This window comes from Nocardioides oceani, assembly GCF_030412965.1.
In the GTDB taxonomy this organism is placed as follows: Bacteria; Actinomycetota; Actinomycetes; order Propionibacteriales; family Nocardioidaceae; genus Nocardioides; species Nocardioides oceani.
On the sequence record NZ_JAUHJQ010000008.1, the window covers coordinates 31,393 to 51,470 of the forward strand.

A 20,078-nucleotide genomic window follows, 5' to 3' on the forward strand; every position below is an offset into this window, starting at 1 on the left:
GCGCTCACCCTAGCGAGTGGGTCGTGTGCCGCGGTGGGGCGGCGTCGTACAGTCCCGGCCGTGCACGACGAGCCCGCCGAGTCCCTCCCGGCCGCCGCCCGACTGGCCTGGTGGGGCACCGCCTGGCTGCGGGGCACCGTGGTGACCGACCTGCTCGTGGACGCCGTCATCGGCGGGGACGCCACCCACACGGTGGCCGACCCGTTCCAGGGCACCGACACCCTGGTGGGCGGGCTCGCGCGGCTGCGCGCCGAGGGCGCGACGTCCTTCGGGGCGGCGTTCCCGGCCGAGGGCGACCCGGTCGGCCTCGGCGGACCGGCTCCGTTCAACGCCGCCGCCCTCGAGGCGGGCTCCGCGGTCGTCGTCGGGGGCGCCGGCCTCGGGCTCGTCCCGCAGCGGACGGGTGCCGCGGTGGCGTGGGTGCTGCACCCCGCCGGCCGCCGGCAGCTGCCGGACGTCGGCGAGGCGGACCGGGGACTGCGCGCCGCCCTGCTCGAGTCCGCCTCGGCGCTCGCGGCGCTGGACGTCGCCCGCTGGAACCCGGAGGTCGCCGACCGGCTGATGAACCTGCGGCACCGGCCCGTGCTGGCCGCTCCCGACGGCGTGCCGGCCCGGTGCGTGGACCTGGCGGCACGCGGCCTCCAGGCGACCGGGATCGCCGCGCTCGCGCTCGAGGACGACGGCGGCGCCGTGTCGGCGTACGAGATGACCGCGCGGCGCGAGGCGCTGCTGCCGCTGGAACGGGCCGGCCGGCGCGCGCTCGTCGCCGCCTGCTCCCCCGAGGTCTGGCCGCCCGCCTGAGGCCTCACGACGCCGACCACACGCCGAGCTCGGTGCCGCCGGGATCGACGAGGTGGAAGCGCCGGCCGCCCGGGAACGCGTACGGCTCCCGGACCACCGTGCCGCCAGCGGCCCGCACCGCCGCCACGGTCGCGTCGAGGTCGGCGGAGTGCAGCAGCACGAGCGGGCGCCCCTGGCCGGAGCCGGCGCTCGTGCCGGTGGCGTCGAGCCCACCGACCTCGGCCCGGCCGGCCGGCGCGAGGATGCCGGCGTACGCCGGGCCGTAGCGCCGGAACCTCCAGCCGAACGCGTCGCCGTAGAACCGCTCCGCCTCCCCGAGGTCCGGCACCGCGAGCTCCACGTAGTCGATCCCGTGGTGCGGCCGGACGGGTCCGCCGTCCTCCCCCACCCCGTCGGTCCAGACCTCGACGAGCTCGGTCAGCGCGCCGTCCTGGTCGACGGTGCCGAAGGACGCGACGTGGTAGGTCACCCCCGCCCCGGTCACGCGCGCCCGGAGCACGGCCGTCCCCCCTCCGCCGACCACCTGCTCACGCACGAAGGACCACGGCTCCGGGTAGTCGCGGTTGAAGGTCACGAAGCCGTCGCGGTCGAAGGTCTCCCCGGTGTGCAGCAGCCGGGCGCGGAACCCGGGCGCCAGGACGGCGGCGAGCCCGGGCCAGTCCCGGCCGGCGATCGCGTCGGAGAAGCGGGTCATGGTCTCGGCGGCGTCCATGGCCCGAGGATGGACGCGGCCACCGACAGTGGGACGGGCAGCGATAGCCTCGCCCGCGATGGAGACCCCGGAGACCCTGCTCATCACGCTCACCGGCAAGGACCGCCCGGGCGTCACCTCGGCGATCTTCACGACCCTCGCCCGCACGGGCGTCGAGGTCGTCGACATCGAGCAGATCGTGCTGCGTCGTCGGCTGATCCTCGGCGTGCTCGTCACCGTGCCGCGCAGCTGGGAGCAGCTGCGCGACGCCGTCACCGCCACCGCCGACGAGCTCGGGATGAGCGTCGAGGTCGAGCGCGGCACCGGCGACAACCGCACGCGGCCCGGCGGCCGGGCGCACGTCACCGTCATCGGCTCCCCCCTCCGCGCCACCGACATGGCCGTCGTCGCCGGTCGCATCGCGGAGAGCGGCGCCAACATCGACCGCATCGAGCGGATGGCTCGCTACCCCGTCACCGCCATCGAGCTCCACGTCTCCGGCACCTCGCCCGCGGCGCTGCGGACCGTGCTGGCCACCGAGGCCTCCGAGCGCGGCATCGACATCGCCGTCCAGCCCGCCGACCTGCTGCGGCGCGGCATGCGGCTGATCGTCATGGACGTCGACTCCACCCTCGTCCAGGGCGAGGTCATCGAGATGCTCGCCGCCCACGCCGGCTGCGAGGCCGAGGTCGCCGAGGTGACCGAGCGGGCGATGCGGGGCGAGGTCGACTTCGAGGAGTCCCTGCGGGCCCGGGTCGCCCTGCTCGCGGGCGTGCCCGCCACCGCCCTGGACTCGGTCTACGAGAACCTCGAGCTGGCCCCTGGTGCCCGCACGATGGTCCGCACCCTGAAGCGGCTCGGCTATCGGTTCGCCATCGTCTCCGGCGGGTTCTCCCAGGTCACCGACCGCCTCGCGGCCGACCTCGGCATCCACTACGCCCGCGCCAACGAGCTCGAGGTCGTCGACGGCCACCTCACCGGTCGCGTCGTCGGCGAGGTCGTCGACCGGGCGGGCAAGGCCCGCGCCCTGCGCGAGTTCGCCGCCGACATCGGCGTGCCGCTCGACGCCGTCATCGCGATCGGTGACGGCGCCAACGACCTCGACATGCTCAACGCCGCCGGCCTGGGCATCGCCTACAACGCCAAGCCGATGGTCCGCGACGCCGCCGACACCGCCGTCAACGTGCCCTACCTCGACACGATCCTCTACCTCCTCGGCATCTCCCGCGAGGAGATCGAGGCCGCCGACGCCGCTGCCGGCATCGTGACTCCCGCCCCGCCGGTCTGAGGCGCTCGATCAACATCCCAAGTTGACTTGGGATGTCGATGCTTCACCGCCATCGCAATGGCCGCGAAGCATCAGGGAAGGCCGCGGAGCGGGGGCCGTCACGCGGCTTGTGGGTAGAGCGCGCGGTGGATGATCGTCGCGAGCCGGACCGGGTCCTGGAGGTCTGCCCAGGTGATGCGGATGCACCGCCAACCGGTGACCCGCCGGACGAGGTCCTCGCGCGCCTTCTCGCGCACGACGGCGTCCGCGATGCTCTCCCCCGGCCGCCGGTACTTCTCGTACTTGGACCGGCCGTCGAACTCCAGCCACACGCGGAGCTCGGGCCAGGCGAAGTCCAACCGGGCGAGGACCCTCCCTGAGGAGTCCTTGACCTCGTACTGCGCGACCGGCCGTGGCAGCCGCTGCTGGTAGATCGCCCAGAAGGTTCGGCTCTCGCCTACCGACTCGATGCGGGGATCCAACAGCCGCAGCAGGACCTCGGCAGCGGCGATGCCGGGCCACGTCTGCATCGCGACGTACTGGTCCCGCAGCTCCGGCCCGGTGACCAAGCCGCGGTGCGTCAGGTCGTTGAGGACCGCCAGCGCCGCCTCGGAGTTGCCCATCGTGACCGACTCGAGCGCAAGTCGGGCCGGCGTCATCACCGGTACGCCGTTGACCGTCGTCAGGTCCTCGGGCCGGACCGTGCCCACGTGCTGCTGCACACCGACCGCGCGCCGCCCGCGGATCCCGTCGGTCCTCGTGACGTGCACGTCGTCCAGGGGCAGTCCCCAGGTCGGCGCGTCCCACTCGGGCAGGCCCGAGACGTGCGAGAGGACCACAGGCGCCTTCGCCTGTCCCAGCACCGCACGGCATCGCAGCCCGTACCTGCCGATCTCGTCGAGGCGGCTCCACGTGCGTGCGTCGACGAACGCACCGCCGCGCAGTCGGACGAGCACGCCGGAGCGCACCATCCGGGCGATGGTCTGGTCGGTGACACCTTCCGCCAACAGCTGCCGACGAAAGACGACCGGGCCATTCCTGGGGTCCCCCGGCTCACGGAGGTTGCGAGGTATCTGCATGCCGGGCGTCTGCCCGCCAGTCACCACGACCATCGGCGTCACTGACGCCCTGTGGAGGAGCGGCCCACGTCGCGGCCGGTGTGCGCACTTCGCGGCCACTTCGGTGGCAGGGAAGTTTCAGGATCCCAAGTTCACTTGGGATCCTGCGAGCCTCCCTGCCTTCCTAGCCCCGCCCGACGAAGAACGCGACGACGGAGGCGGAGGCGTCGGCGAGGTCCTCCCAGTCGCCGTCGTAGGAGAGCACGGTGGTGGCGGAGGTGGGGTAGCCGAGGGCGAGCTGGTTGCCGGCCTCGTCGTCGCCCTCGCCGTCGTCGAGCAGCTGGGCGAGGGTGGCGACGGTGGGGTTGTGGCCGACGACGACGAGCGTGCGCACGTCGTCGGGCACGGCGCGGACGAGGTCGAGCGCGGTCTCGGGGCCGGCGGCGTACAGGGTCTCGTCGACGTCCGGCTCGAGGTCCCAGCCGGCGGCGTCGGCGATGTCGTCCCAGGTCTGGACGGTGCGGACCGCGGCCGAGACGAGCGCGTGGTCGGGCACGATCCCGCGCTCGGCGAGCCACGCGCCGACGGCTGCGGCGTCGCCGTGCCCGCGCTCGGCGAGCCGACGCTCGCTGTCGGTCGGTCCGTCCGCCTCGGCCTTCGCGTGCCGCACGACCACCAGCGTCCGGGTGCCCTCGTCCTCGCTCACGGGGTCAGTCTTCCAGCCTCACGCGCCCATGGCGTGGAAGCCCCCGTCGACGTGCACGATCTCGCCGGTGGTGGCGGGGAAGAAGTCGGACAGCAGCGCGCACACCGCGCGAGCGGTCGGCTCCTGGTCGGTGTTGTCCCAGCCGAGCGGCGCCCGCGTGCCCCACATGTCCTCGAGGTCGGAGAAGCCGGGGATCGCCTTGGCCGCGAGCGTGCGCAGCGGCCCGGCGGACACCAGGTTGCAGCGGATCCCCTCGGGGCCGAGGTCGCGAGCGAGGTAGCGCGAGGTCGACTCGAGCCCGGCCTTCGCCACGCCCATCCAGTCGTACGCCGGCCACGCGACGGTCGCGTCGAACGTCAGCCCGACGACGGATCCCCCGGCGCCCATCAGCGGCCGGCACGCGAGCGCCAGCGACTTCAGCGAGTACGCCGACACCTGGACGGCCTGCGCGACGTCCTCCCAGGGGCCGTCGAGGAACCGACCGCCCAGCAGCGTCTCGGGGTTGCCGTACGCGATCGAGTGGACGACCCCGTCGAGGCCGTCGACGTGCTCGCGGACCACGTCGGGCAGGCGCTCGAGGTGCTCAGGGTCGGTGACGTCGAGCTCGAGCACGGGCGGCTCGACGGGGAGCCGCTTGGCGATGCGTCGAGTGATGCCGAGCGCCCGGCCGAAGTTGGAGATGAGCACCGTGGCGCCCTGCTCCTGGGCGACCTTGGCGGTCGCGAACCCGATCGAGCTGTCCATCGTCACCCCGGCGACGAGGATGCGCTTGCCGGCGAGGATGCCGGTGCCGTCGGTCATGTCAGTGCCCCATCCCGAGGCCGCCGTCGACCGGGATCACGGCCCCGGTCACGTACCCCGCGTCGTCGGAGGCCAGCCAGGTCACCGCGGAGGCGACCTCGGCCGGCACGGCGTAGCGCCCGAGCGGCACCTGCGCCTTGATCGTGTCGCGCTGCTCGTCGGTGAGCACGCCGGTCATGTCGGTCTCGACGAAGCCGGGCGCCACGACGTTCGTGGTGATCGAGCGGGAGCCCAGCTCGCGGGCCAGCGAGCGCGCCATGCCCACCAGGCCGGCCTTCGAGGCGGCGTAGTTCGCCTGGCCGGCCGAGCCGAGCAGGCCGACCACCGAGGAGATCAGGATGATCCGGCCGCGCCGCAGCCGCAGCATCCCCTTGGCCGCGCGCTTGGCGAGCCGGTAGGAACCGGTGAGGTTGGTGTCGATGACCGAGGACCAGTCGTCCTCGCTCATCCGCAGCAGCAGCGTGTCCTGGGTGATGCCGGCGTTGGCGACGAGCACCTCGACCGGACCGTGCGCGGCCTCGACCTCGGCGAACGCCGCGTCGACGGCGGCGGGGTCGGTCACGTCGCAGCGCACGTCGAGCGCCCCGTCGGGGGCGCCGCCGCTGCGGGTGGTCACCGCCACCCGGTCGCCCTGGGCCAGGAACGCCTCGGCGATCGCGCGGCCGATGCCGCGGTTGCCGCCGGTGACGAGCACCGAGCGGCCGGTCGGGGACCCGCCCTGGGGGTCTGTGTCACTCACGTCCCAGGACGCTAGTGATTACCCATAGGTAGTCCCACTTCGCGATCAGCCGCGAAGCCGAGGAGGTAGGCAGGGCTCACGGCCAGCGCCGCGGCGACCTGTTCGACCTCGTTGAGCTCGAAGGCTCTGTCCCCGTTGAGTCGCCGCGAGAGAGAGGGCTGGCTCACGCCGAGCTTCAGCGCGAGCTCGGCCTGCCGGATCCGCTTCTCCCCCATGACGCCTCGCACACGGCGGGCGACTGCATCCGCCAGGGTCTCGCTCATCGCGTTCGCTTCGCTGGTCATGCCCGAACAGTACATGCGATACGCGCATGCGGTAAACGACTGCTGCCGGGTTCACCGATCTTTCGACACGCCGATTCGACTCACAGTCTTGTAATTCATGCAGATCCTGAATAAGAATGTGTGCATGACGCATTCCCAGCAGCGCACCAGCGTCGTCGCAGCGAACGTGAGGGCGGAGGCCGCTCGGCGCAACCAGCGCCAAGTCGACCTCGCCGCCGTCCTTGGCGTCACCCAGCCCGCGATCAGCCGCCGCCTCGCGGGGGAGATCGAGTTCTCCGTCGCCGAGCTCCAGGCCATCGCCACCCACCTCGGGGTGTCCACCGCGCTCCTCCTCGGTGAGGAGTCCGTCGCGGCCGCCTCCTGACGGCCACCCACCCGCCCACTTCCCAGCAGGGGTCGCCCCGTCGCGACCTCTACCGAACGCGCCCGAAGGAGCCCGACCGTGATCGCCGAAGCCGCGCTGCACGCCGCTGGCCCCGACGCCGTCCTGGTGGCGCGCCCTACCGGTGTGGCCCACATCTACACCGGCCCCCTGACCCCGGGCGGCAGCGTTCCTCGTCGCTGCCGTCCGGCCTGCGGCGCCCACACGCGGCGGCTGACGGTCATCCCTTCGTCCGAGCGCCGATCATCGCTCGACCCGTCGACCGCCATCACCGTGTGCGCCCGCTGCTCGGCGCGCCTGTCCCGCCAGATGCGGGACCGGCGCGCCGAGCCCAACCCTGTCACCGCCACCGACTACCGCAACACCTACGGCGACCTCACCCGCCGCGACCTGTGGGCCGACGCCGTCATGGCCGAGACGCTCGAAGAGATCGAAGCCGTCGCCCACCTCTCTCTCGTCCTGCTCGGCCACCCCGCCTGCGAGCAGCCGCTGCCCGTCGCGCACGTCGAGACCCAGCCGGCCCGGACCCTCACGCAGCTCATCGGCCACATCCGCGAGCGGCTCGCCGACTACCCGAACCGCGACCGCAGCGAGGCGTTCCACGCCCTCGTCGCCACCGGCTACGCCCAGACCCGCGCCGAGCGCCACCAGCTCTGGCAGGACCGCGAGCAGCGCATCGCACGCCTCGGCATCAACAACGCCACCGCCCGTCCCTGACATCACGCACCACCCGAACCCCGGAGGAGCAGACCCGTGCAGCACCCCGAGACCTACCAGCCCAAGCACCGCGCCACCGGCGCCGCCGCCGAAGGCGACCCCACCGTCCAGTACGCCGGCCGCCACAACCGCCGCGCCTGGGCACCCAGCGACGTCCAGCGCGTGCTCGACAACATCGACACCGCGCTCGCCCCGCAGGCACTCGCCGGCGAGCGGAAGCGGCAGGGCTCCCGCCGCTTCGTCCTCGACCGGCTCGTCAGGGCGCAGGCATGAGCACCGCGACCGTCGAGGCACTCGACCTCCCGACCGTCCGGCAGCGCATCGCCGAAGCCCGCGCTGCGCGCGACGCCGGCATGGCACAGGCCACCGACAACGCCTCCGACTGGGACAAGGCGCTCATCGACCAGGCCATCGGGTTCTTCGCGCAGACCCTCCAGCCCTTCTCGGCCAACGACATCCGGCCGCTGCTGCCCGCCGACGTGAACTGCCGCGGCCTGATGGGTGCGCAGTTCTCCGCGGCGTACACCCGCGGCGAGATCCAGCCCGTCGGGGACCTCCCCTCACACAAGAAGAACACCCACTGCAAGCGGATCAACGTCTGGATCAGCGCGTCCGTCGTCGACCTCGACGACGCCGGGTCGGACGGCGCCTGATGCGTGCCCTCGCCGCCGCGGCCACCGACGCCGCCCGCCACGAGCAGCAGACCGCGTACATGATCTTCATCGCCGGCGGGTTGCTGATGGTCGCGCTGATGTGCGCACACGCCGCCTGGGACGCCGCCCGCGACAACCGCCGCCGTGGACTTCGCCGCCCGCCGCGCCCCCGCCGCGTGCCCGGGATGGACGTCACCGCGACCGAGCGTGCCGCCCACCTCCGCACCGTGCTGCGGAGCCGGCGATGAACGTCGGCCAGCTGCGCGCGCAGCTCGCCGAGCACCCCGACTACCGGCCTGTCCGCTTCGCGTTCACCCCGCGGGTGCAGGTCGACCTCTCGACCGCCGCCGACGACGGCCTGAGCCGGTTCGTCGACGTGCCCATCGTCCTCGCCGGCGGCGACGACGTGTACGACGCGCTCGACGTCGGCCACGTCGAGCTCGGTGGCCCGCTCGGCGTCCCCACCGTCGACCTCCACGCCGACGACGACCAGGACGACCTCGTCCCACAGATCGACATCTTCTGGTGGGACGCCCAGCGCGACGACTACATCAGCGACCTCGTCAGCGCCGCCGTCGCTCCCGCGCCCCTTGGGCAGGACCTCCTCGACTACCTGCGAGGCACCGCCGACCAGCTCCGGCCCGCCCACCCCGGCATCGCGAACCTCCTCACCGACCTCGCCGCCGCGGTCCGCAACACCCAGCACCGGCTCGCGCTCGCAGCCGGCCCCACCGACACCGACAGCGAGGACGACGAATGAGGTTCGACGGACCCAGCCTGGCCCACGCCTGGCTCGCCGTGGCCAACGCCGCGGCGACCGACAAGAAGGCCCCCGCGCCGCTCTACAAGGCCATCACCATCGAGGAGCACCTGCACGGCGTCCGACTCCTCGCCACCGACGGCTTCCTGCTGCTCGGCGCGTTCGTGCCCGACCTCGACAGCTACTACGACACCGGCGACGGGCCCGCCCTGTCCGAGCCCGCCGACCGCATCGTCGTCAGCGCCGACCCCGACGGCCGCGCGAAGTCGCTCCTCGGGTACGTCATCGCGCTCGCCGCCCGCCACACCGACGCCGAGCTGGAGTACACCCCGGGCGACGTGCAGGTCGAGATCGACTTCGACGTCCGGATCCCGCCCGGCGCCGGCGACGACGTCGCGCTGGAGGGCCTCGAGCCGACGTACACCCTCATCAAGGTCCCCGACGTCGAGCGGGTGTACCTCCCGGTCGTCGGGCAGCCCTCACCGATCCCCGGCACCTGGCGGAAGGTCACCGCCGACTTCGAGCTGGTGTCGACCGACGCGATCAGCCTCAACCCCGAGTTCCTGGAGCGGATCGCGAAGGTCCGCAAGCACGCCTTCGGCCCACTCACCTGGCACTTCGGCGGCGCAGGCAAGGCCGCCTCGATCGACTGGGAGCAGTCCGAGCCCCACGTCCGTGGCTTCGTCGTCCCGATCAAGGAGCTCACCGACGACGAGCAGCGCGCCCGCGCCGACCAGGCCGCGATCGACGACCCGCCCGAGACCCTGGAGTGCCCGTACTGCGACTGGTCCCTCGTGGTGTCCGAGGTCGACGCCGACGCCTCGCTGTCCGACGCCGTGCGCCACGTCCGGTCCCAGCACGACCACGACGCCGAGCAGGCGCTCCGCGCGCTCCACGGCCTACCGATCGACGTCGACCCCGACGACGAGACCGCCGCGATCGACCAGCTCGCCGACGACATGGCACGCACGGCGATCGCGGACAGCGGTCTCGGGTCGTCGCTCCGCCCCGGCGAGGGCATCAGCGTGACCGTCGAGGGCGACGGGCCGCTCGCTCGCGGCCTCCGCGCGGTCCTCAACGACACCAGCGACGTCGACCTCGTCCGCGAGGCCGCCGAGCTCGTGGTCACCACGCAGTTCGGCTCCACCTCGATGCTCCAGCGCAAGCTCCGCGTCGGGTTCGTGAAGGCCGGCTCGCTGATGGACCAGCTCGAGGAGCACGGCTTCGTCGGCCCCGCCCAGGGATCGAAGTCCCGCGACGTGCTCGTGAAGTTCCCCGAGATGCGCGACGCGATCGACGCCGCCTGGCCTCGCACCCCGGCTGGCTCCCGATGAGCGCCCCGGACACCGCCCGGCTCCGGGAGCTCGCGACCACGCTCCGTGACGACTACCAGCTCCGCGGCCGCTGGCGCTGGTCCGGCAACCTCGACGGCCACGCCAACGTCTTCCTGAGCACCGTCGGCGGCGGCCTGATGTACGTCCTCGGCCAGACCCGCAAGGGGATGCAGAGCGCGCAGCCCGTGTTCCCCGTCAAGGACGACGACTCCCGCTGGGCGCACCTCGCACACGCCGACGAGATCCCAGTCTTCGAGGTCTGCCCGACCGCCACCGACCGGCGGGACCCGCGGGTCTACCGCGGCGACATCGTCGGGTTCCGCTCGCCCGTGGCCGACTACCTCGCCGCCGTCGACGCGGAGACCGTTCTGGCCCTCCTCGACCGGATCGACGAACTCGAGGCGCGTACTGCCGACGAGCGGTGGAACACCGCCGTCGACTGGCTGCTCAACCACCGCGCGACCGTCGACGAGCAGCCCATCTTCTGGGCGTTCGTCGACGGCCTCATCTCCGAGGAGGAGATGCGCAACGAGGCGCCCGCCGACATGGATCCCGACGGCGTCCTCCACCGCAACCTCGTCGAGGTCATCAACGAGCGCCGGAAGGCAGCAGAGGAGGCGGACCGTGTCTGAGCACTCTGGCGAGATCGATCTGGCGGTCGCGCCGTACTACCAGGACGACGCGGTGACGCTGTACCACGGCGACGCGCACGAGCTGCTGCCCCGCCTCGGGGCCCAAGCCGTCGACTGCGTCATCACCGACCCGCCCTACACCGAGCGCACGCATGGCATGGCGAAGACGAACAAGGGCGCCGGCCACGGAGTCAAGGCGATCGGGTTCGCCGCGTTCACGGACGAGACCCTCATGGCTGCCCTGGCCGAGTGCGGACGGGTCACCCGCCGCTGGGTCGTGGCCTCCCTGGACTACGCCCACGCCTTCGGGTTCGACGCGCACCCGCCTGCGGGACTCCGTTCCCTGCGCGTGGGCGTCTGGGTCAAGCCCAACCCCATGCCGCAGATCAGCGCCGACCGACCAGGGCAGGGCTGGGAAGCGATCCTCTTCCTGCACCGCGCCGACGAGAAGCCCCGCTGGAACGGCGGCGGCCGGGCCTGGGTCTGGACGCACCCCGTGGTGCAGAACACCGGCCACCCGACCTCGAAGCCGCTGCCGATGGTGGCCGACTGGGTCCGCCTCTTCACCGAGCCCGGCGACCTGGTCCTCGACCCCTACGCCGGCTCCGGCACGACCCTCCGAGCCGCGAAGGACGAGGGGCGACGAGCGATCGGCATCGAGCTCGATGAGCGCTACTGCGAGCTGGCGGCCAAGCGGCTCAGCCAGGACACCCTGTTTGGAGGCGTGGCATGACCGACAAGACCGATCAGAAAACGGCACATTCGGGCGAGATTGAGCCGTTTGAAGCCGGCTTTGAGCAGGGCCACCAGCAGGCGATGGAGGACATCGAGGCCATCAAGCGCGAGGCGTGGGACGAGGGCGCCGCGTTCGGCATCAAGGTCCACGGGGGCGAGATCGAGTCCGTCTACGCCTTCAACCCGTACCGACAGGAGGGGTTCGATGACTGAGCGCATGGGCGAGAAAGTGCCGAGCACCGCAGGAGCGGCGCGGCTCCCGTCCTGGCTCGCAGCGTGCGAGGCCACGGATGAGGGCTGGGTCTGTACCGCGATCCGAGGGCACGACGGACCCCACAAGGGCTACCGAGAGGCCACCGTCATGCACGAGTGGGCGAACGCCGCGGCGTTCGGCGACCACATCAGTCCGCCCGCCTCGACGGGGGGTGTCAACGGTGCCTGAGGTCAAGCCCGGCGACCACGTCGCCGTCGCCCACGACTGCACGACGGACTTCGGAACCGTCCGCCACGACAGCCCGGTCCTCGTGACCAGCGTCCGGCCAGACGCCGTGATCCCGCACGTCCGCGGCGTGCGCTGCGACGGCACCCAGATCGAGTGGAGCTTCGCCGAGGAGGAGTCCGATGACTGAGCAGAGGGGCGAGATAGACCACATCGACGCGGATGCGCGGCGACTCTGCGCCGCGCATCAGGAGGCGTCCCCGACGCGCCAGCCCTGCGCCGCCTGCACCCAGACGGCGACCGAGTATGACGCGAAGGTCCGCGTCGGATTCCGCTACCGGGACGGCGAGGTGCTGACCCCCGAGCGCGAGGCGTTGAGCCGTGACGAGGAGTTGCCGGAGGTCGTGCTGGACCTTGGGGACGGCGAGTGGCAGACCCTCGCCGAACTGCGCTTATCGCCCGCCTCGACGGGGGGTGTCAACGGTGCCTGAGGTCAAGCCCGGCGACCACGTCGCCGTCGCCCACGACTGCACGACGGACTTCGGAACCGTCCGCCACGACAGCCCGGTCCTCGTGACCAGCGTCCGGCCAGACGCCGTGATCCCGCACGTCCGCGGCGTGCGCTGCGACGGCACCCAGATCGAGTGGAGCTTCGCCGAGGAGGAGTCCGATGACTGAGCAGAGGGGCGAGCAAGAGCCGCACGCCTACATCGTCGAGGCACTGTGGAACCAGGGCTCGTCGAGCGAGCACTGGCGCCGCGCAATGGAGATGGACGACGTTCGCGAGCCACTGTCGCTCGCCAGCGCACGGGGACTCCTCGACGAGATGGTCGACGACGGCCATTCGCCTGACGCTCTGCGCCTCGTAGCGCTGACGGTCGTCACCAGGTCGGCGGACTGCGACTCCTGCTTCAGCGCCGACTCGCGTTGTCTCGCCTTCGGCTGCACGAGTCGTCAGGACGGCCAGCACAACCGCTGGTGGTGCGACTACGGCACCTGCTCCCGCGTGCACGCCGAGGACTACTACGGACCCGAGGCGGTGGAATCGGATGACTGAGTCCGCGAGCAAGAAGGCGTGGACGATCTTCGACGCCGAGACCGGGATCGGCACGCGGGTCGTAGGCGAGATGCCGATGTTCCACCCGGGCCGCTGCCGCTGGTGCGGCTCGATCTACGACGGTGGCAAGGTCGAGGTGACCGGTCGCTACTCCGACTGCTCGGTCTGGAAGGCCCCGTGCTGCGGCAACACGGCCGACGACCGGCCGCAGTCCTGGGGCGGCTCGTTCTTCCCGCTGACGAACGCTGAGCGTCGTCGCCTCCTTCCGCCCGGTAGCAGCCGAGGCGGGGAGCCGTCATGAGCGAACTTGTCGGCCTGCTCGTAGCCGTTGCAGTCGGCGTCGGCGGCACCGCCGTGGGGTGGCCGATCGTCACGGGCCAGAGGCCTCACCGGCACCGGTACGAGTTCCACGCCTACCGCCACATCCGCGACGCCGACTTCGGCACTGTCCGCACCGAGCGGTACGGCACGTGCACCGTGTGCGGCAGAGCGAAGACGAAGCGCGTCAGCGGTGCCTGGCAGCCGCCCGGCAAGCCGCAGGGTGCGGGGTGACCGGCCGTGCCGCGCCACCCGAAGCGGCGCCGCAGCCGTTACCCGCTGTGCAACCAGTGCCGACACCCGATCGTGTGGTTCAGCCTGCACGGGTCGTGGCGGTCGTTCGACCCGAAGCCGGTCGACGGCCGGCGGCACGTCGGCGGCGCCGCGTACCCGGTCGAGCAGCGCCGCGCCTGGCGCACCCGCGACCTGGTCGTCGAGCTCATGGGCCGCCGCTCCGTGTCCGAGCCCGAGGCCCAGGACGAGGTCTACGACCTGCCCTGGCACGTCCTGCACGCCTGCCCGCCCGACCGCGCGACGCGCGAGGCCAGCGCGGCCGGCCGGTGACGAGCCGCTTCCCCAACCCACGAGAGGACTCCTGACCATGACCTGGCTCAGGGTGGACGACAAGTTCCACAGCCACCGGAAGGCCCGCAAGGCCGTCCGGTCGCACACCACGAAGCGTCGAGACGCCGCCGCGCTCGGCCTGTGGACGGCTGCCGCTTCCTGGTCGGCCGACAACCTCACCGACGGCTTCGTCCCCGCCGACGAGCTGGAGGCGTGGGACGACGACCACGAGGCCATCGCACAGCGCCTCGTCGACGCCGGACTCTGGTACGCCGACGAGGTCGACGGCGAGCCCGGCTTCCGCTTCCACGACTGGGCCGCCTACAACCCCGACGCCCGGTCGGTGATGCTGCGCCGCGAGGCTGAGAGCGAGGGCGGGAAGCGCGGCAACCACGTCCGCTGGCACGTCGGCCAGAAGATCAAGGACCCCGAGTGCTCGTACTGCACCGACCCCAGCAACGGATCGGGTACCCGATCAGGTACCCGATCGGGTAGGAGTCGGGGTAGCCGAGTCGGGGGCGAATCCTCCCGGCCCGGCCCGGCCCGACCCGCTGCTGCTGCAGCAACCGAGGACGCAGCGGCAGCAGCCGACGACGCTCTCCCCGGGCCGCTCGCGATCCTCCGCTCGAAGCTCCAGGCGCACACCCCGCTCCGCGGGCTGCGGTTCGACGCGCTCACCCCCGACCAGGCCGACCGCCTCACCGCGCTGGTCGCGCTCCACGGCGACGAAGCGCTGGTGCGCGTCGCGGTCGACACCTGCCGCAACCCCGCCCCGACCTACGTCGCCGCGTTCCTCGGCACCTGGGAAGCGCTCCCAGCGCCCGGCCAGGTGCTGCACGTGGTCCGACCGAGCGACCGCACCTGCCCGACCCACAGCCTCACCCTCAGCCCCGCCGGCATCTGCAACGCCTGCGCGATCGACGCCCGGGTCGGTGACCGATGAGCAGCGAGCACCCCGCCCACATCCGCGTCGAGCCGGGCCAGGCGGTGATGGCCGCCCCGTTCTGGATCGGGGACCGCACCAACCTGACCATCCCGAAGCTCACGACCATCCGGGCCGTCATCAGCGGCCGCCTGATGACCGACGCCGGCCGCGGGATCCGCTCCGACGTCTGGTTCACCGAGCACTTCGGACGCAGCGCCCACGACCGGTTCCACGAGCTCGGCCGCGACGGCTACGGCATCCACCCCGTCGGCTGCGCAGTCCTCGCCGCCGGCGGCCCCCGCGCGCTCCTGCTGGTCGGCTGGTGCGTGGTCGACCCCGCCACCATCCGGAAGGGCCACGTCCGGTGACCGACACCCCGGCCGGGCAGCCGCCGCTGACCCGCCGCGACCTCGAGCTCCTGGAGTTCGAGCGGCTCCGGTTCAAGCACCAGGGCCGCAAGGAGTCCGCCGCGCTCGAGCGGTTCAACCTCACACCACCGGCCTACTACCGCCGCGTCCAGTGGGTCCTCGACCACCCCGACGCCCTCGCCTACGACGCCCAGCTCGTCCGCCGCCTCCGCGCGGTCCGCGACGGCCGCCGCGCCGCGCGCTCCGCCCGCACACGCCACGACGCCCAGGAGGCAACCCGGTGAACGCCACCAGCCCCGACCAGCACGCCGCCGAGACGGTCGACGTCGCCACGGTCCAGGCCGAGATCTCCAGCCACCTCACCCGGCTCCTGGTCCTCAGCGACGACGTCGAGCTGCTCACCGACACCGTCCAGCGCGGCCGCGGGTTCCTCACCGCCGAGGGCCGCAAGATCCTCGACCAGCAGACGCGCCGCGAGAAGCGCGACCTCCGCGCCCAGCCCGCCCGCCGCAGCGACGACGGCGCACCGGTCGTCGGCCTCGCCTGGCTCAACCGCACCAGCATGATCGCCGGCACCGGCGACGTCGCCGCCCCCGGCAACTTCCGAGGCATCGCGGCCGCAGCCGACATGTGGTTCACCGTCTCCCAGCACGTCCGGCGCATGACCCGGTCCCTCCTGGCCGCCAACCGGCCCGTCCCCGCATGGACCGAGCCCACCGCGCCCACGTTCACCGACCTGGTCAACCGGCACCGCCAGCTCGTCCACGCCGCGCCGTCGCTGCGGCTGCTGCAGCCCATCGCCCGCGAGCTCGAGCACCTCGTCCAGCAGGCCGAGCTCGTCGTCGAGGGCAACGACCGCGCCGTCCTCGACTCCCCCTGCCCGCACTGCGAGCTCCCCACCCTCGTCCGCTACCTCCAGCAGGGCGTGACCCGCTGCGAGCTCGACCACACGTCCCGCTCGTCCCGCCCGTGGCCCTGCGTCTGCCCCGACCCGATGTGCGCCTGCAAGCGCGACGCCGTCACCCACCGCCACGAGTGGCTCGACAACCCGAAGACCAAGACCGAGAAGTCGATCCACGACCTCTACGGCCTCATCAACCACCAGAAGAAGGTCACCGAGATGGAAACCAAGGCCCTCGACGCCGTGACTAGCGTCCGGCAGCTCCACCGCCCCATCGAAATCCAGCCGCCCGCCGACCAGTGCCCCGGCCCCGACCAGCCCGAGGACCCGACTGCCGAGCCGCCCGCGCCGCACGTACACCAGGACGGCATCTGCATCGACTGCCCGCCCCTGCTGACCGCCTGCACGCACTGCACCCACGAGACCGACCCTCAGTGGACGGCCTACCCGTGCCCGACGCTGACCTTGATCAACGAAGCCACCGGCGACCAGGACGAGGCGGCCGGCCGATGGATCCGGTGATGAGCTCGGGCCTCCGGATCGCCGACGACCTCGAGCTCCCCATCGACATGGTCACCGAGCCCATCGGCATCCTCGCCAACCGCGGCCGCGGGAAGTCCTACAGCACCCACGTCCTCGTCGAAGAGATCCACGGCGCCGACGTCCCCGTCGTCGTCCTCGACGTCAAGGGCGACTGGTGGGGCCTCCGCTCATCCGCCGACGGCCAAGCCGACGGCCTGCCGTTCTACATCTTCGGCGGCGACCACGCCGACCTCCCCCTCGAACCCACCGCCGGGGAACTCCTCGCCGACCTCGTCGTCGACGAGCGCGTCTCCGTCGTCCTCGACCTCTCCCACATGTCGAAGACCAAGGCCCGCGCGTTCACCGTCGCGTTCGCCGAGCGGCTCTACCACCGCAACCGCGACCCGCTGTTCGTCGTCGTCGACGAGGCCGACGTCCTCATCCCCCAGCGCGCCACCGCCGAGACCGCCCGCCTCCTCGGCGCCATGGAGGACATCGCGAAGCGCGGCCGCGGACGCGGCATCGGGATGGCCGTGGTCACCCAGCGGCCCCAGGAGGTCGCGAAGTCCGTCCTCGACCTGATGGACACCCTCCTCCTCCTCGGCGTGACCGGCCCCCGCTCGCTGAAGTCGATCAGCGAGTGGATCTCTGGTCACGTCGACGAGGACACCACCGCCCACGAGGTGATGGCCACGCTGCCGTCGCTGCCCGTCGGCACCGCCTGGGTGTGGTCCCCGATGCAGGGACTGCTCCAGCGCGTCGCCGTGCGCCGGATCCGCACCTTCGACTCCCACGCGACTCCGAAGCCCGGACAGAAGCGGGTCGCGCCCGGCGCCCGCGCCGCGCTCGACCTGCAGGCGCTCGGCGAGCGGATCACCGCGACCGTGGAGAAGGCCAAGGCCGACGACCCGAAGCACCTGCACCGCCGCATCGCCGAGCTCGAGCGGGATCTCGCCGCCGAGCGGTCGAAGCCGGCGCCCGCCCCGACCGTCGAGCGCGTCGAGGTCCACGTCGTCCCCGACGAGACGCTCGAGGTGTTCTCCGGGCTCGCCGGGCAGCTCCTCGAGCAGCTCGCCACGATCGACGGCCGCCTCACCGCAGCGGCCCGTGTCCCGACTCCCCTGCCCAGCCGGCCGCGTCCTGCCGCTGACCGCGCCCCCACGACCCGGCGTAGGGCGCGGCCGGCTGGCGGGTCAGACACGCGAGGCGGTCCCACACCCGCGGCTGGGCAGGGCGCTCCCTCCGGTGACGTCCGGCTCCGCGCCGGCGCGCACCGCATGGTCGAGGCCCTCGGCCGGATGGCGCCTCTGCGGCTCACCAAGAGCCAGTGGGGCACCGTCGCGAAGCTGAAGACCAGCGGCGGGACGTGGTCGACCTACCTGTCCGACATCCGCCGGGCCGGGCTGATCGACGAGACCGCGGCCGGCTACACGCTGACCGACGCGGGCTTCGACTACCTCGGCGGCCGTCCGGAGCCGATGACCGCCGCGGAGCTGCAGGACCACTACCGCGGGATCCTCCGGTCGGGCGCGGTGTCCATGCTCGACGCGCTCATCGAGGCGTACCCCGATCCGCTCACCCGGGACGAGCTCGGCGAAGCGGTCGGCCTCGCGACGAGCGGCGGGACGTTCTCGACGTACCTCTCGGACCTGGTCCGCAACGGCCTGGCCGAGCGGCAGGACGGCGCGGTCGTGGCGACCACGGTGCTCATGCACGGGGCCGACCAGTGACCGGCCAGGACGTGTCGCCAAAGGGCGAGGGCGACCCGATCTGCGACGCGGTCGAGCGGTCCTCGCTCGGCACGCCTGACGCCGTCGCACTCCGCGCCACGGTGAGCGACGAGCACGCCGCTCGCATCGTCGCCCTGAGCAAGGCGCTAGGTGGCGAGAAGCCCCGCGCCCTGTCGCTCGACGAGGTCCTCGGCAGCTTCTCCACCTACGCCGGGGTCCGATGCACGGCGGTCGGCGAGGACGGGGACGTCCTGGTCCTCGGCCACCACGACGACGCGGCCGTGTGGGCGGCCGTCGCCTCGCTCACCGGCGACGACGCCCCGAGCGTCGACCACGACCTCTCCCGAGTGCAGGTCGCCTGGTCCAACCACTCCGAGGGCTGCGAACTGGTCGACTGTGCGTGCAGCGAGGACGACTGCTCGCCCTGCCGCAACGGCAACCACGACGCGTGCGAGGCCGACGGGTGTGTCTGCCGAGACGACGACCACGACCGCGGCCCCGAGTGCTCGTGCGAGTGCTACTGCGACGAGTACGCCTGGTGGGTCTCGGAGGTCTCCGCCAACGGCGAGCCGGCCACCTGGGTCCGCTACTCGTGGACCAAGGCGAAGGCGGCCGCAGACGCACGCCGCGCGGCCTCTCCTCCCGACGAGGTGCCGTGCTGATGGCCGGCCAGGAAGCGGCGCAGGCGGGCGAGAAGGACGTGAGCGAGCACCCGCACATCGGAGCGGTTCGCGCGTACCTCGACAACGCGGGAATCACGCCCGAGGCCCTGCGCTACGCCGCCACTCACGAGGCGTTGTTCCGGTCATTCGTCTTCGACCTGCTGACCGGCCTCGCGGACACGATCGAGGCCGAGGATCAAGCCGCTTCGCCCGCACCGAAACCGCCGGTCTGCGGCCAGACCTACCGCGACCGGGACGGCGACCCCGCCACCTGCTCGTGGCCCGCCGGACACGAAGGGAGTTGCTGGTGAGCACGCAGCCGAAGGGCGAGAGTGACGGGCTGCGCGAGTACGAGGTGTGGAGCACCTACAAGGTCGATGGTGTCGCCATCATCCGCGCCCGGTCTGCTGCTGAGGCGGTGAGGAAGGGGCTCGACGTCTCGTCGGACGACCCCGTGGAGTTCGTGTTCAGCGAGCCCTACGGCGAGACCCGGATGCGCGCACGCCTCCTCTTTCCGCCCGCACCGACGCAGCCCGTCTGCGGCCAGACCTACCGCGACCGGGACGGCGACCCCGCCACCTGCTCGTGGCCCGCCGGACACGAAGGGAGCTGCTGGTGAACACGCAGCCGAATGGCGAGCAAGTGCCGACCCGACTGACCCCTGAGGTGGTCGCCGATCTGCGTCACAACAACGAGGAAGCCAAGCGCAAGGGCTGGCGCGCGGAGATCGGCGTGGATGACGTGGATCTCCTGCTCGACGCGGCCGAGGAGGTGCTCCGTGGCTGACCACCAGACGGGCGAGAGTGAGCCGCCGTGCACTCACCCGATCACAACCTGGCGCGAAGTCCCGGAGGGCTTGGTGCGCTGTGACCAGTGGGCAGGTATGTGCTCGGGCTGTGGTCGGCATCTCTGCGGGTGTCATCGCGGCCCACACCTTCCGCCCGCTGCGACCGAGGCTTGTGACCGCCGAGGTCCCGGCGGTGAGTGCGTGCGCGATCATGAGCCGTGTCGGGACTTTCCGCCCGGACGGCC

33 protein-coding genes and 1 pseudogene are annotated in these 20,078 nt (G+C 72.4%); 28 read left to right on the top strand and 6 right to left on the bottom strand.

Annotated features, from left to right (window positions below):
* Positions 1 to 60 precede the first annotated feature (60 nt).
* Positions 61 to 801 (top strand): Rv1486c family protein, encoded by a 741-nt coding sequence (locus tag QWY28_RS17100; RefSeq protein ID WP_300953781.1) that lies wholly within the window; start codon positions 61 to 63, stop codon positions 799 to 801.
* Between the two features lie 4 nt (positions 802 to 805).
* Here the strand turns inward: QWY28_RS17100 and QWY28_RS17105 are convergent, their stop codons facing one another.
* Positions 806 to 1,513: a VOC family protein gene (locus tag QWY28_RS17105; protein ID WP_300953782.1), complete on the bottom strand. Its 708-nt coding sequence runs from the start codon at positions 1,511 to 1,513 to the stop codon at positions 806 to 808.
* Between the two features lie 58 nt (positions 1,514 to 1,571).
* On the opposite strand from QWY28_RS17105, the gene serB reads away from it, so the two are divergent.
* Positions 1,572 to 2,780, top strand: a complete 1,209-nt coding sequence (gene serB, locus QWY28_RS17110; protein ID WP_300953783.1) for a phosphoserine phosphatase SerB — start codon at positions 1,572 to 1,574, stop codon at positions 2,778 to 2,780.
* A 98-nt stretch (positions 2,781 to 2,878) separates the two neighbouring features.
* Here serB and QWY28_RS17115 read toward each other — a convergent pair whose 3' ends face one another.
* The 5 genes from QWY28_RS17115 to QWY28_RS17135 form a co-directional block, all read right to left on the bottom strand.
* On the bottom strand, positions 2,879 to 3,730 hold the full coding sequence (locus QWY28_RS17115) for a hypothetical protein (RefSeq protein ID WP_300953784.1): 852 nt from the start codon (positions 3,728 to 3,730) through the stop codon (positions 2,879 to 2,881).
* 271 nt (positions 3,731 to 4,001) lie between these two features.
* Entirely contained in the window at positions 4,002 to 4,523 is a 522-nt protein-coding gene (locus tag QWY28_RS17120) for a SixA phosphatase family protein (protein WP_300953785.1), read from the bottom strand.
* Between the two features lie 18 nt (positions 4,524 to 4,541).
* Positions 4,542 to 5,324: an enoyl-ACP reductase FabI gene (gene fabI, locus QWY28_RS17125; RefSeq protein ID WP_300953786.1), complete on the bottom strand. Its 783-nt coding sequence runs from the start codon at positions 5,322 to 5,324 to the stop codon at positions 4,542 to 4,544.
* A 1-nt stretch (position 5,325) separates the two neighbouring features.
* Positions 5,326 to 6,063 carry a beta-ketoacyl-ACP reductase gene (locus QWY28_RS17130; protein WP_300953787.1) on the bottom strand — a complete coding sequence of 246 codons (738 nt, stop codon included), beginning with the start codon at positions 6,061 to 6,063 and terminating at the stop codon, positions 5,326 to 5,328.
* 11 nt (positions 6,064 to 6,074) lie between these two features.
* On the bottom strand, positions 6,075 to 6,347 hold the full coding sequence (locus tag QWY28_RS17135; RefSeq protein ID WP_300953788.1) for a helix-turn-helix domain-containing protein: 273 nt from the start codon (positions 6,345 to 6,347) through the stop codon (positions 6,075 to 6,077).
* A gap of 124 nt (positions 6,348 to 6,471) precedes the next feature.
* Between QWY28_RS17135 and QWY28_RS17140 the strand changes: the two genes are divergently transcribed.
* The 26 genes and pseudogenes from QWY28_RS17140 (at position 6,472) to QWY28_RS17265 (ending at position 19,832) form a co-directional block, all read left to right on the top strand.
* Complete coding sequence (locus QWY28_RS17140) at positions 6,472 to 6,711, top strand: helix-turn-helix domain-containing protein (protein ID WP_300953789.1); 240 nt, start codon at positions 6,472 to 6,474, stop codon at positions 6,709 to 6,711.
* A gap of 78 nt (positions 6,712 to 6,789) precedes the next feature.
* Positions 6,790 to 7,446, top strand: coding sequence for a hypothetical protein (locus QWY28_RS17145; RefSeq protein ID WP_300953790.1), 657 nt, complete (start codon positions 6,790 to 6,792; stop codon positions 7,444 to 7,446).
* 36 nt (positions 7,447 to 7,482) lie between these two features.
* The gene (locus QWY28_RS17150) at positions 7,483 to 7,719 is read left to right on the top strand and encodes a hypothetical protein (protein ID WP_300953791.1); all 237 of its coding nucleotides are present in this window, start codon (positions 7,483 to 7,485) and stop codon (positions 7,717 to 7,719) included.
* Positions 7,716 to 8,099 carry a hypothetical protein gene (locus QWY28_RS17155; protein ID WP_300953792.1) on the top strand — a complete coding sequence of 128 codons (384 nt, stop codon included), beginning with the start codon at positions 7,716 to 7,718 and terminating at the stop codon, positions 8,097 to 8,099. Before QWY28_RS17150 ends, QWY28_RS17155 begins: the two co-directional genes overlap by 4 nt.
* Positions 8,099 to 8,347, top strand: a complete 249-nt coding sequence (locus tag QWY28_RS17160) for a hypothetical protein (RefSeq protein ID WP_300953793.1) — start codon at positions 8,099 to 8,101, stop codon at positions 8,345 to 8,347. The genes QWY28_RS17155 and QWY28_RS17160 overlap by 1 nt, the downstream gene beginning before the upstream one ends.
* On the top strand, positions 8,344 to 8,859 hold the full coding sequence (locus QWY28_RS17165; RefSeq protein WP_300953794.1) for a hypothetical protein: 516 nt from the start codon (positions 8,344 to 8,346) through the stop codon (positions 8,857 to 8,859). The genes QWY28_RS17160 and QWY28_RS17165 overlap by 4 nt, the downstream gene beginning before the upstream one ends.
* 1,088 nt (positions 8,860 to 9,947) lie before the next feature.
* Positions 9,948 to 10,193 (top strand): annotated as a pseudogene (locus tag QWY28_RS17170) (DNA translocase FtsK); the annotation flags it as partial.
* Positions 10,190 to 10,825: a hypothetical protein gene (locus QWY28_RS17175; RefSeq protein WP_300953795.1), complete on the top strand. Its 636-nt coding sequence runs from the start codon at positions 10,190 to 10,192 to the stop codon at positions 10,823 to 10,825. The pseudogene QWY28_RS17170 and the gene QWY28_RS17175, both read left to right, overlap by 4 nt.
* Entirely contained in the window at positions 10,818 to 11,558 is a 741-nt protein-coding gene (locus QWY28_RS17180; protein WP_300953796.1) for a DNA-methyltransferase, read from the top strand. Before QWY28_RS17175 ends, QWY28_RS17180 begins: the two co-directional genes overlap by 8 nt.
* A complete protein-coding gene (locus QWY28_RS17185; RefSeq protein WP_300953797.1) occupies positions 11,555 to 11,773 on the top strand; it encodes a hypothetical protein in 219 nt (72 codons plus the stop codon). Before QWY28_RS17180 ends, QWY28_RS17185 begins: the two co-directional genes overlap by 4 nt.
* Before the next feature lie 221 nt (positions 11,774 to 11,994).
* A complete protein-coding gene (locus QWY28_RS17190; protein ID WP_300953798.1) occupies positions 11,995 to 12,189 on the top strand; it encodes a hypothetical protein in 195 nt (64 codons plus the stop codon).
* Positions 12,182 to 12,490 carry a hypothetical protein gene (locus tag QWY28_RS17195; RefSeq protein ID WP_300953799.1) on the top strand — a complete coding sequence of 103 codons (309 nt, stop codon included), beginning with the start codon at positions 12,182 to 12,184 and terminating at the stop codon, positions 12,488 to 12,490. Before QWY28_RS17190 ends, QWY28_RS17195 begins: the two co-directional genes overlap by 8 nt.
* Positions 12,483 to 12,677, top strand: a complete 195-nt coding sequence (locus QWY28_RS17200) for a hypothetical protein (protein WP_300953798.1) — start codon at positions 12,483 to 12,485, stop codon at positions 12,675 to 12,677. The genes QWY28_RS17195 and QWY28_RS17200 overlap by 8 nt, the downstream gene beginning before the upstream one ends.
* Positions 12,670 to 13,056: a hypothetical protein gene (locus QWY28_RS17205; protein ID WP_300953800.1), complete on the top strand. Its 387-nt coding sequence runs from the start codon at positions 12,670 to 12,672 to the stop codon at positions 13,054 to 13,056. Before QWY28_RS17200 ends, QWY28_RS17205 begins: the two co-directional genes overlap by 8 nt.
* Positions 13,049 to 13,357, top strand: coding sequence for a hypothetical protein (locus tag QWY28_RS17210; RefSeq protein ID WP_300953801.1), 309 nt, complete (start codon positions 13,049 to 13,051; stop codon positions 13,355 to 13,357). The genes QWY28_RS17205 and QWY28_RS17210 overlap by 8 nt, the downstream gene beginning before the upstream one ends.
* Positions 13,354 to 13,608: a hypothetical protein gene (locus QWY28_RS17215; protein ID WP_300953802.1), complete on the top strand. Its 255-nt coding sequence runs from the start codon at positions 13,354 to 13,356 to the stop codon at positions 13,606 to 13,608. The genes QWY28_RS17210 and QWY28_RS17215 overlap by 4 nt, the downstream gene beginning before the upstream one ends.
* Before the next feature lie 6 nt (positions 13,609 to 13,614).
* On the top strand, positions 13,615 to 13,938 hold the full coding sequence (locus tag QWY28_RS17220) for a hypothetical protein (protein WP_300953803.1): 324 nt from the start codon (positions 13,615 to 13,617) through the stop codon (positions 13,936 to 13,938).
* Between the two features lie 37 nt (positions 13,939 to 13,975).
* On the top strand, positions 13,976 to 14,881 hold the full coding sequence (locus QWY28_RS17225; protein ID WP_300953804.1) for a hypothetical protein: 906 nt from the start codon (positions 13,976 to 13,978) through the stop codon (positions 14,879 to 14,881).
* Entirely contained in the window at positions 14,878 to 15,231 is a 354-nt protein-coding gene (locus tag QWY28_RS17230) for a hypothetical protein (protein ID WP_300953805.1), read from the top strand. The genes QWY28_RS17225 and QWY28_RS17230 overlap by 4 nt, the downstream gene beginning before the upstream one ends.
* A complete protein-coding gene (locus QWY28_RS17235; RefSeq protein WP_300953806.1) occupies positions 15,228 to 15,515 on the top strand; it encodes a DUF3263 domain-containing protein in 288 nt (95 codons plus the stop codon). Before QWY28_RS17230 ends, QWY28_RS17235 begins: the two co-directional genes overlap by 4 nt.
* Positions 15,512 to 16,654 carry a hypothetical protein gene (locus QWY28_RS17240; protein ID WP_300953807.1) on the top strand — a complete coding sequence of 381 codons (1,143 nt, stop codon included), beginning with the start codon at positions 15,512 to 15,514 and terminating at the stop codon, positions 16,652 to 16,654. The genes QWY28_RS17235 and QWY28_RS17240 overlap by 4 nt, the downstream gene beginning before the upstream one ends.
* The gene (locus QWY28_RS17245; RefSeq protein ID WP_300953808.1) at positions 16,654 to 18,384 is read left to right on the top strand and encodes a helicase HerA domain-containing protein; all 1,731 of its coding nucleotides are present in this window, start codon (positions 16,654 to 16,656) and stop codon (positions 18,382 to 18,384) included. Before QWY28_RS17240 ends, QWY28_RS17245 begins: the two co-directional genes overlap by 1 nt.
* Positions 18,381 to 19,046, top strand: coding sequence for a hypothetical protein (locus QWY28_RS17250; RefSeq protein WP_300953809.1), 666 nt, complete (start codon positions 18,381 to 18,383; stop codon positions 19,044 to 19,046). The genes QWY28_RS17245 and QWY28_RS17250 overlap by 4 nt, the downstream gene beginning before the upstream one ends.
* Entirely contained in the window at positions 19,040 to 19,357 is a 318-nt protein-coding gene (locus QWY28_RS17255) for a hypothetical protein (RefSeq protein WP_300953810.1), read from the top strand. Before QWY28_RS17250 ends, QWY28_RS17255 begins: the two co-directional genes overlap by 7 nt.
* Positions 19,354 to 19,665 (top strand): hypothetical protein, encoded by a 312-nt coding sequence (locus tag QWY28_RS17260; protein WP_300953811.1) that lies wholly within the window; start codon positions 19,354 to 19,356, stop codon positions 19,663 to 19,665. The genes QWY28_RS17255 and QWY28_RS17260 overlap by 4 nt, the downstream gene beginning before the upstream one ends.
* Positions 19,662 to 19,832, top strand: a complete 171-nt coding sequence (locus QWY28_RS17265) for a hypothetical protein (protein WP_300953812.1) — start codon at positions 19,662 to 19,664, stop codon at positions 19,830 to 19,832. The genes QWY28_RS17260 and QWY28_RS17265 overlap by 4 nt, the downstream gene beginning before the upstream one ends.
* The last annotated feature ends 246 nt before the right edge of the window (positions 19,833 to 20,078 follow it).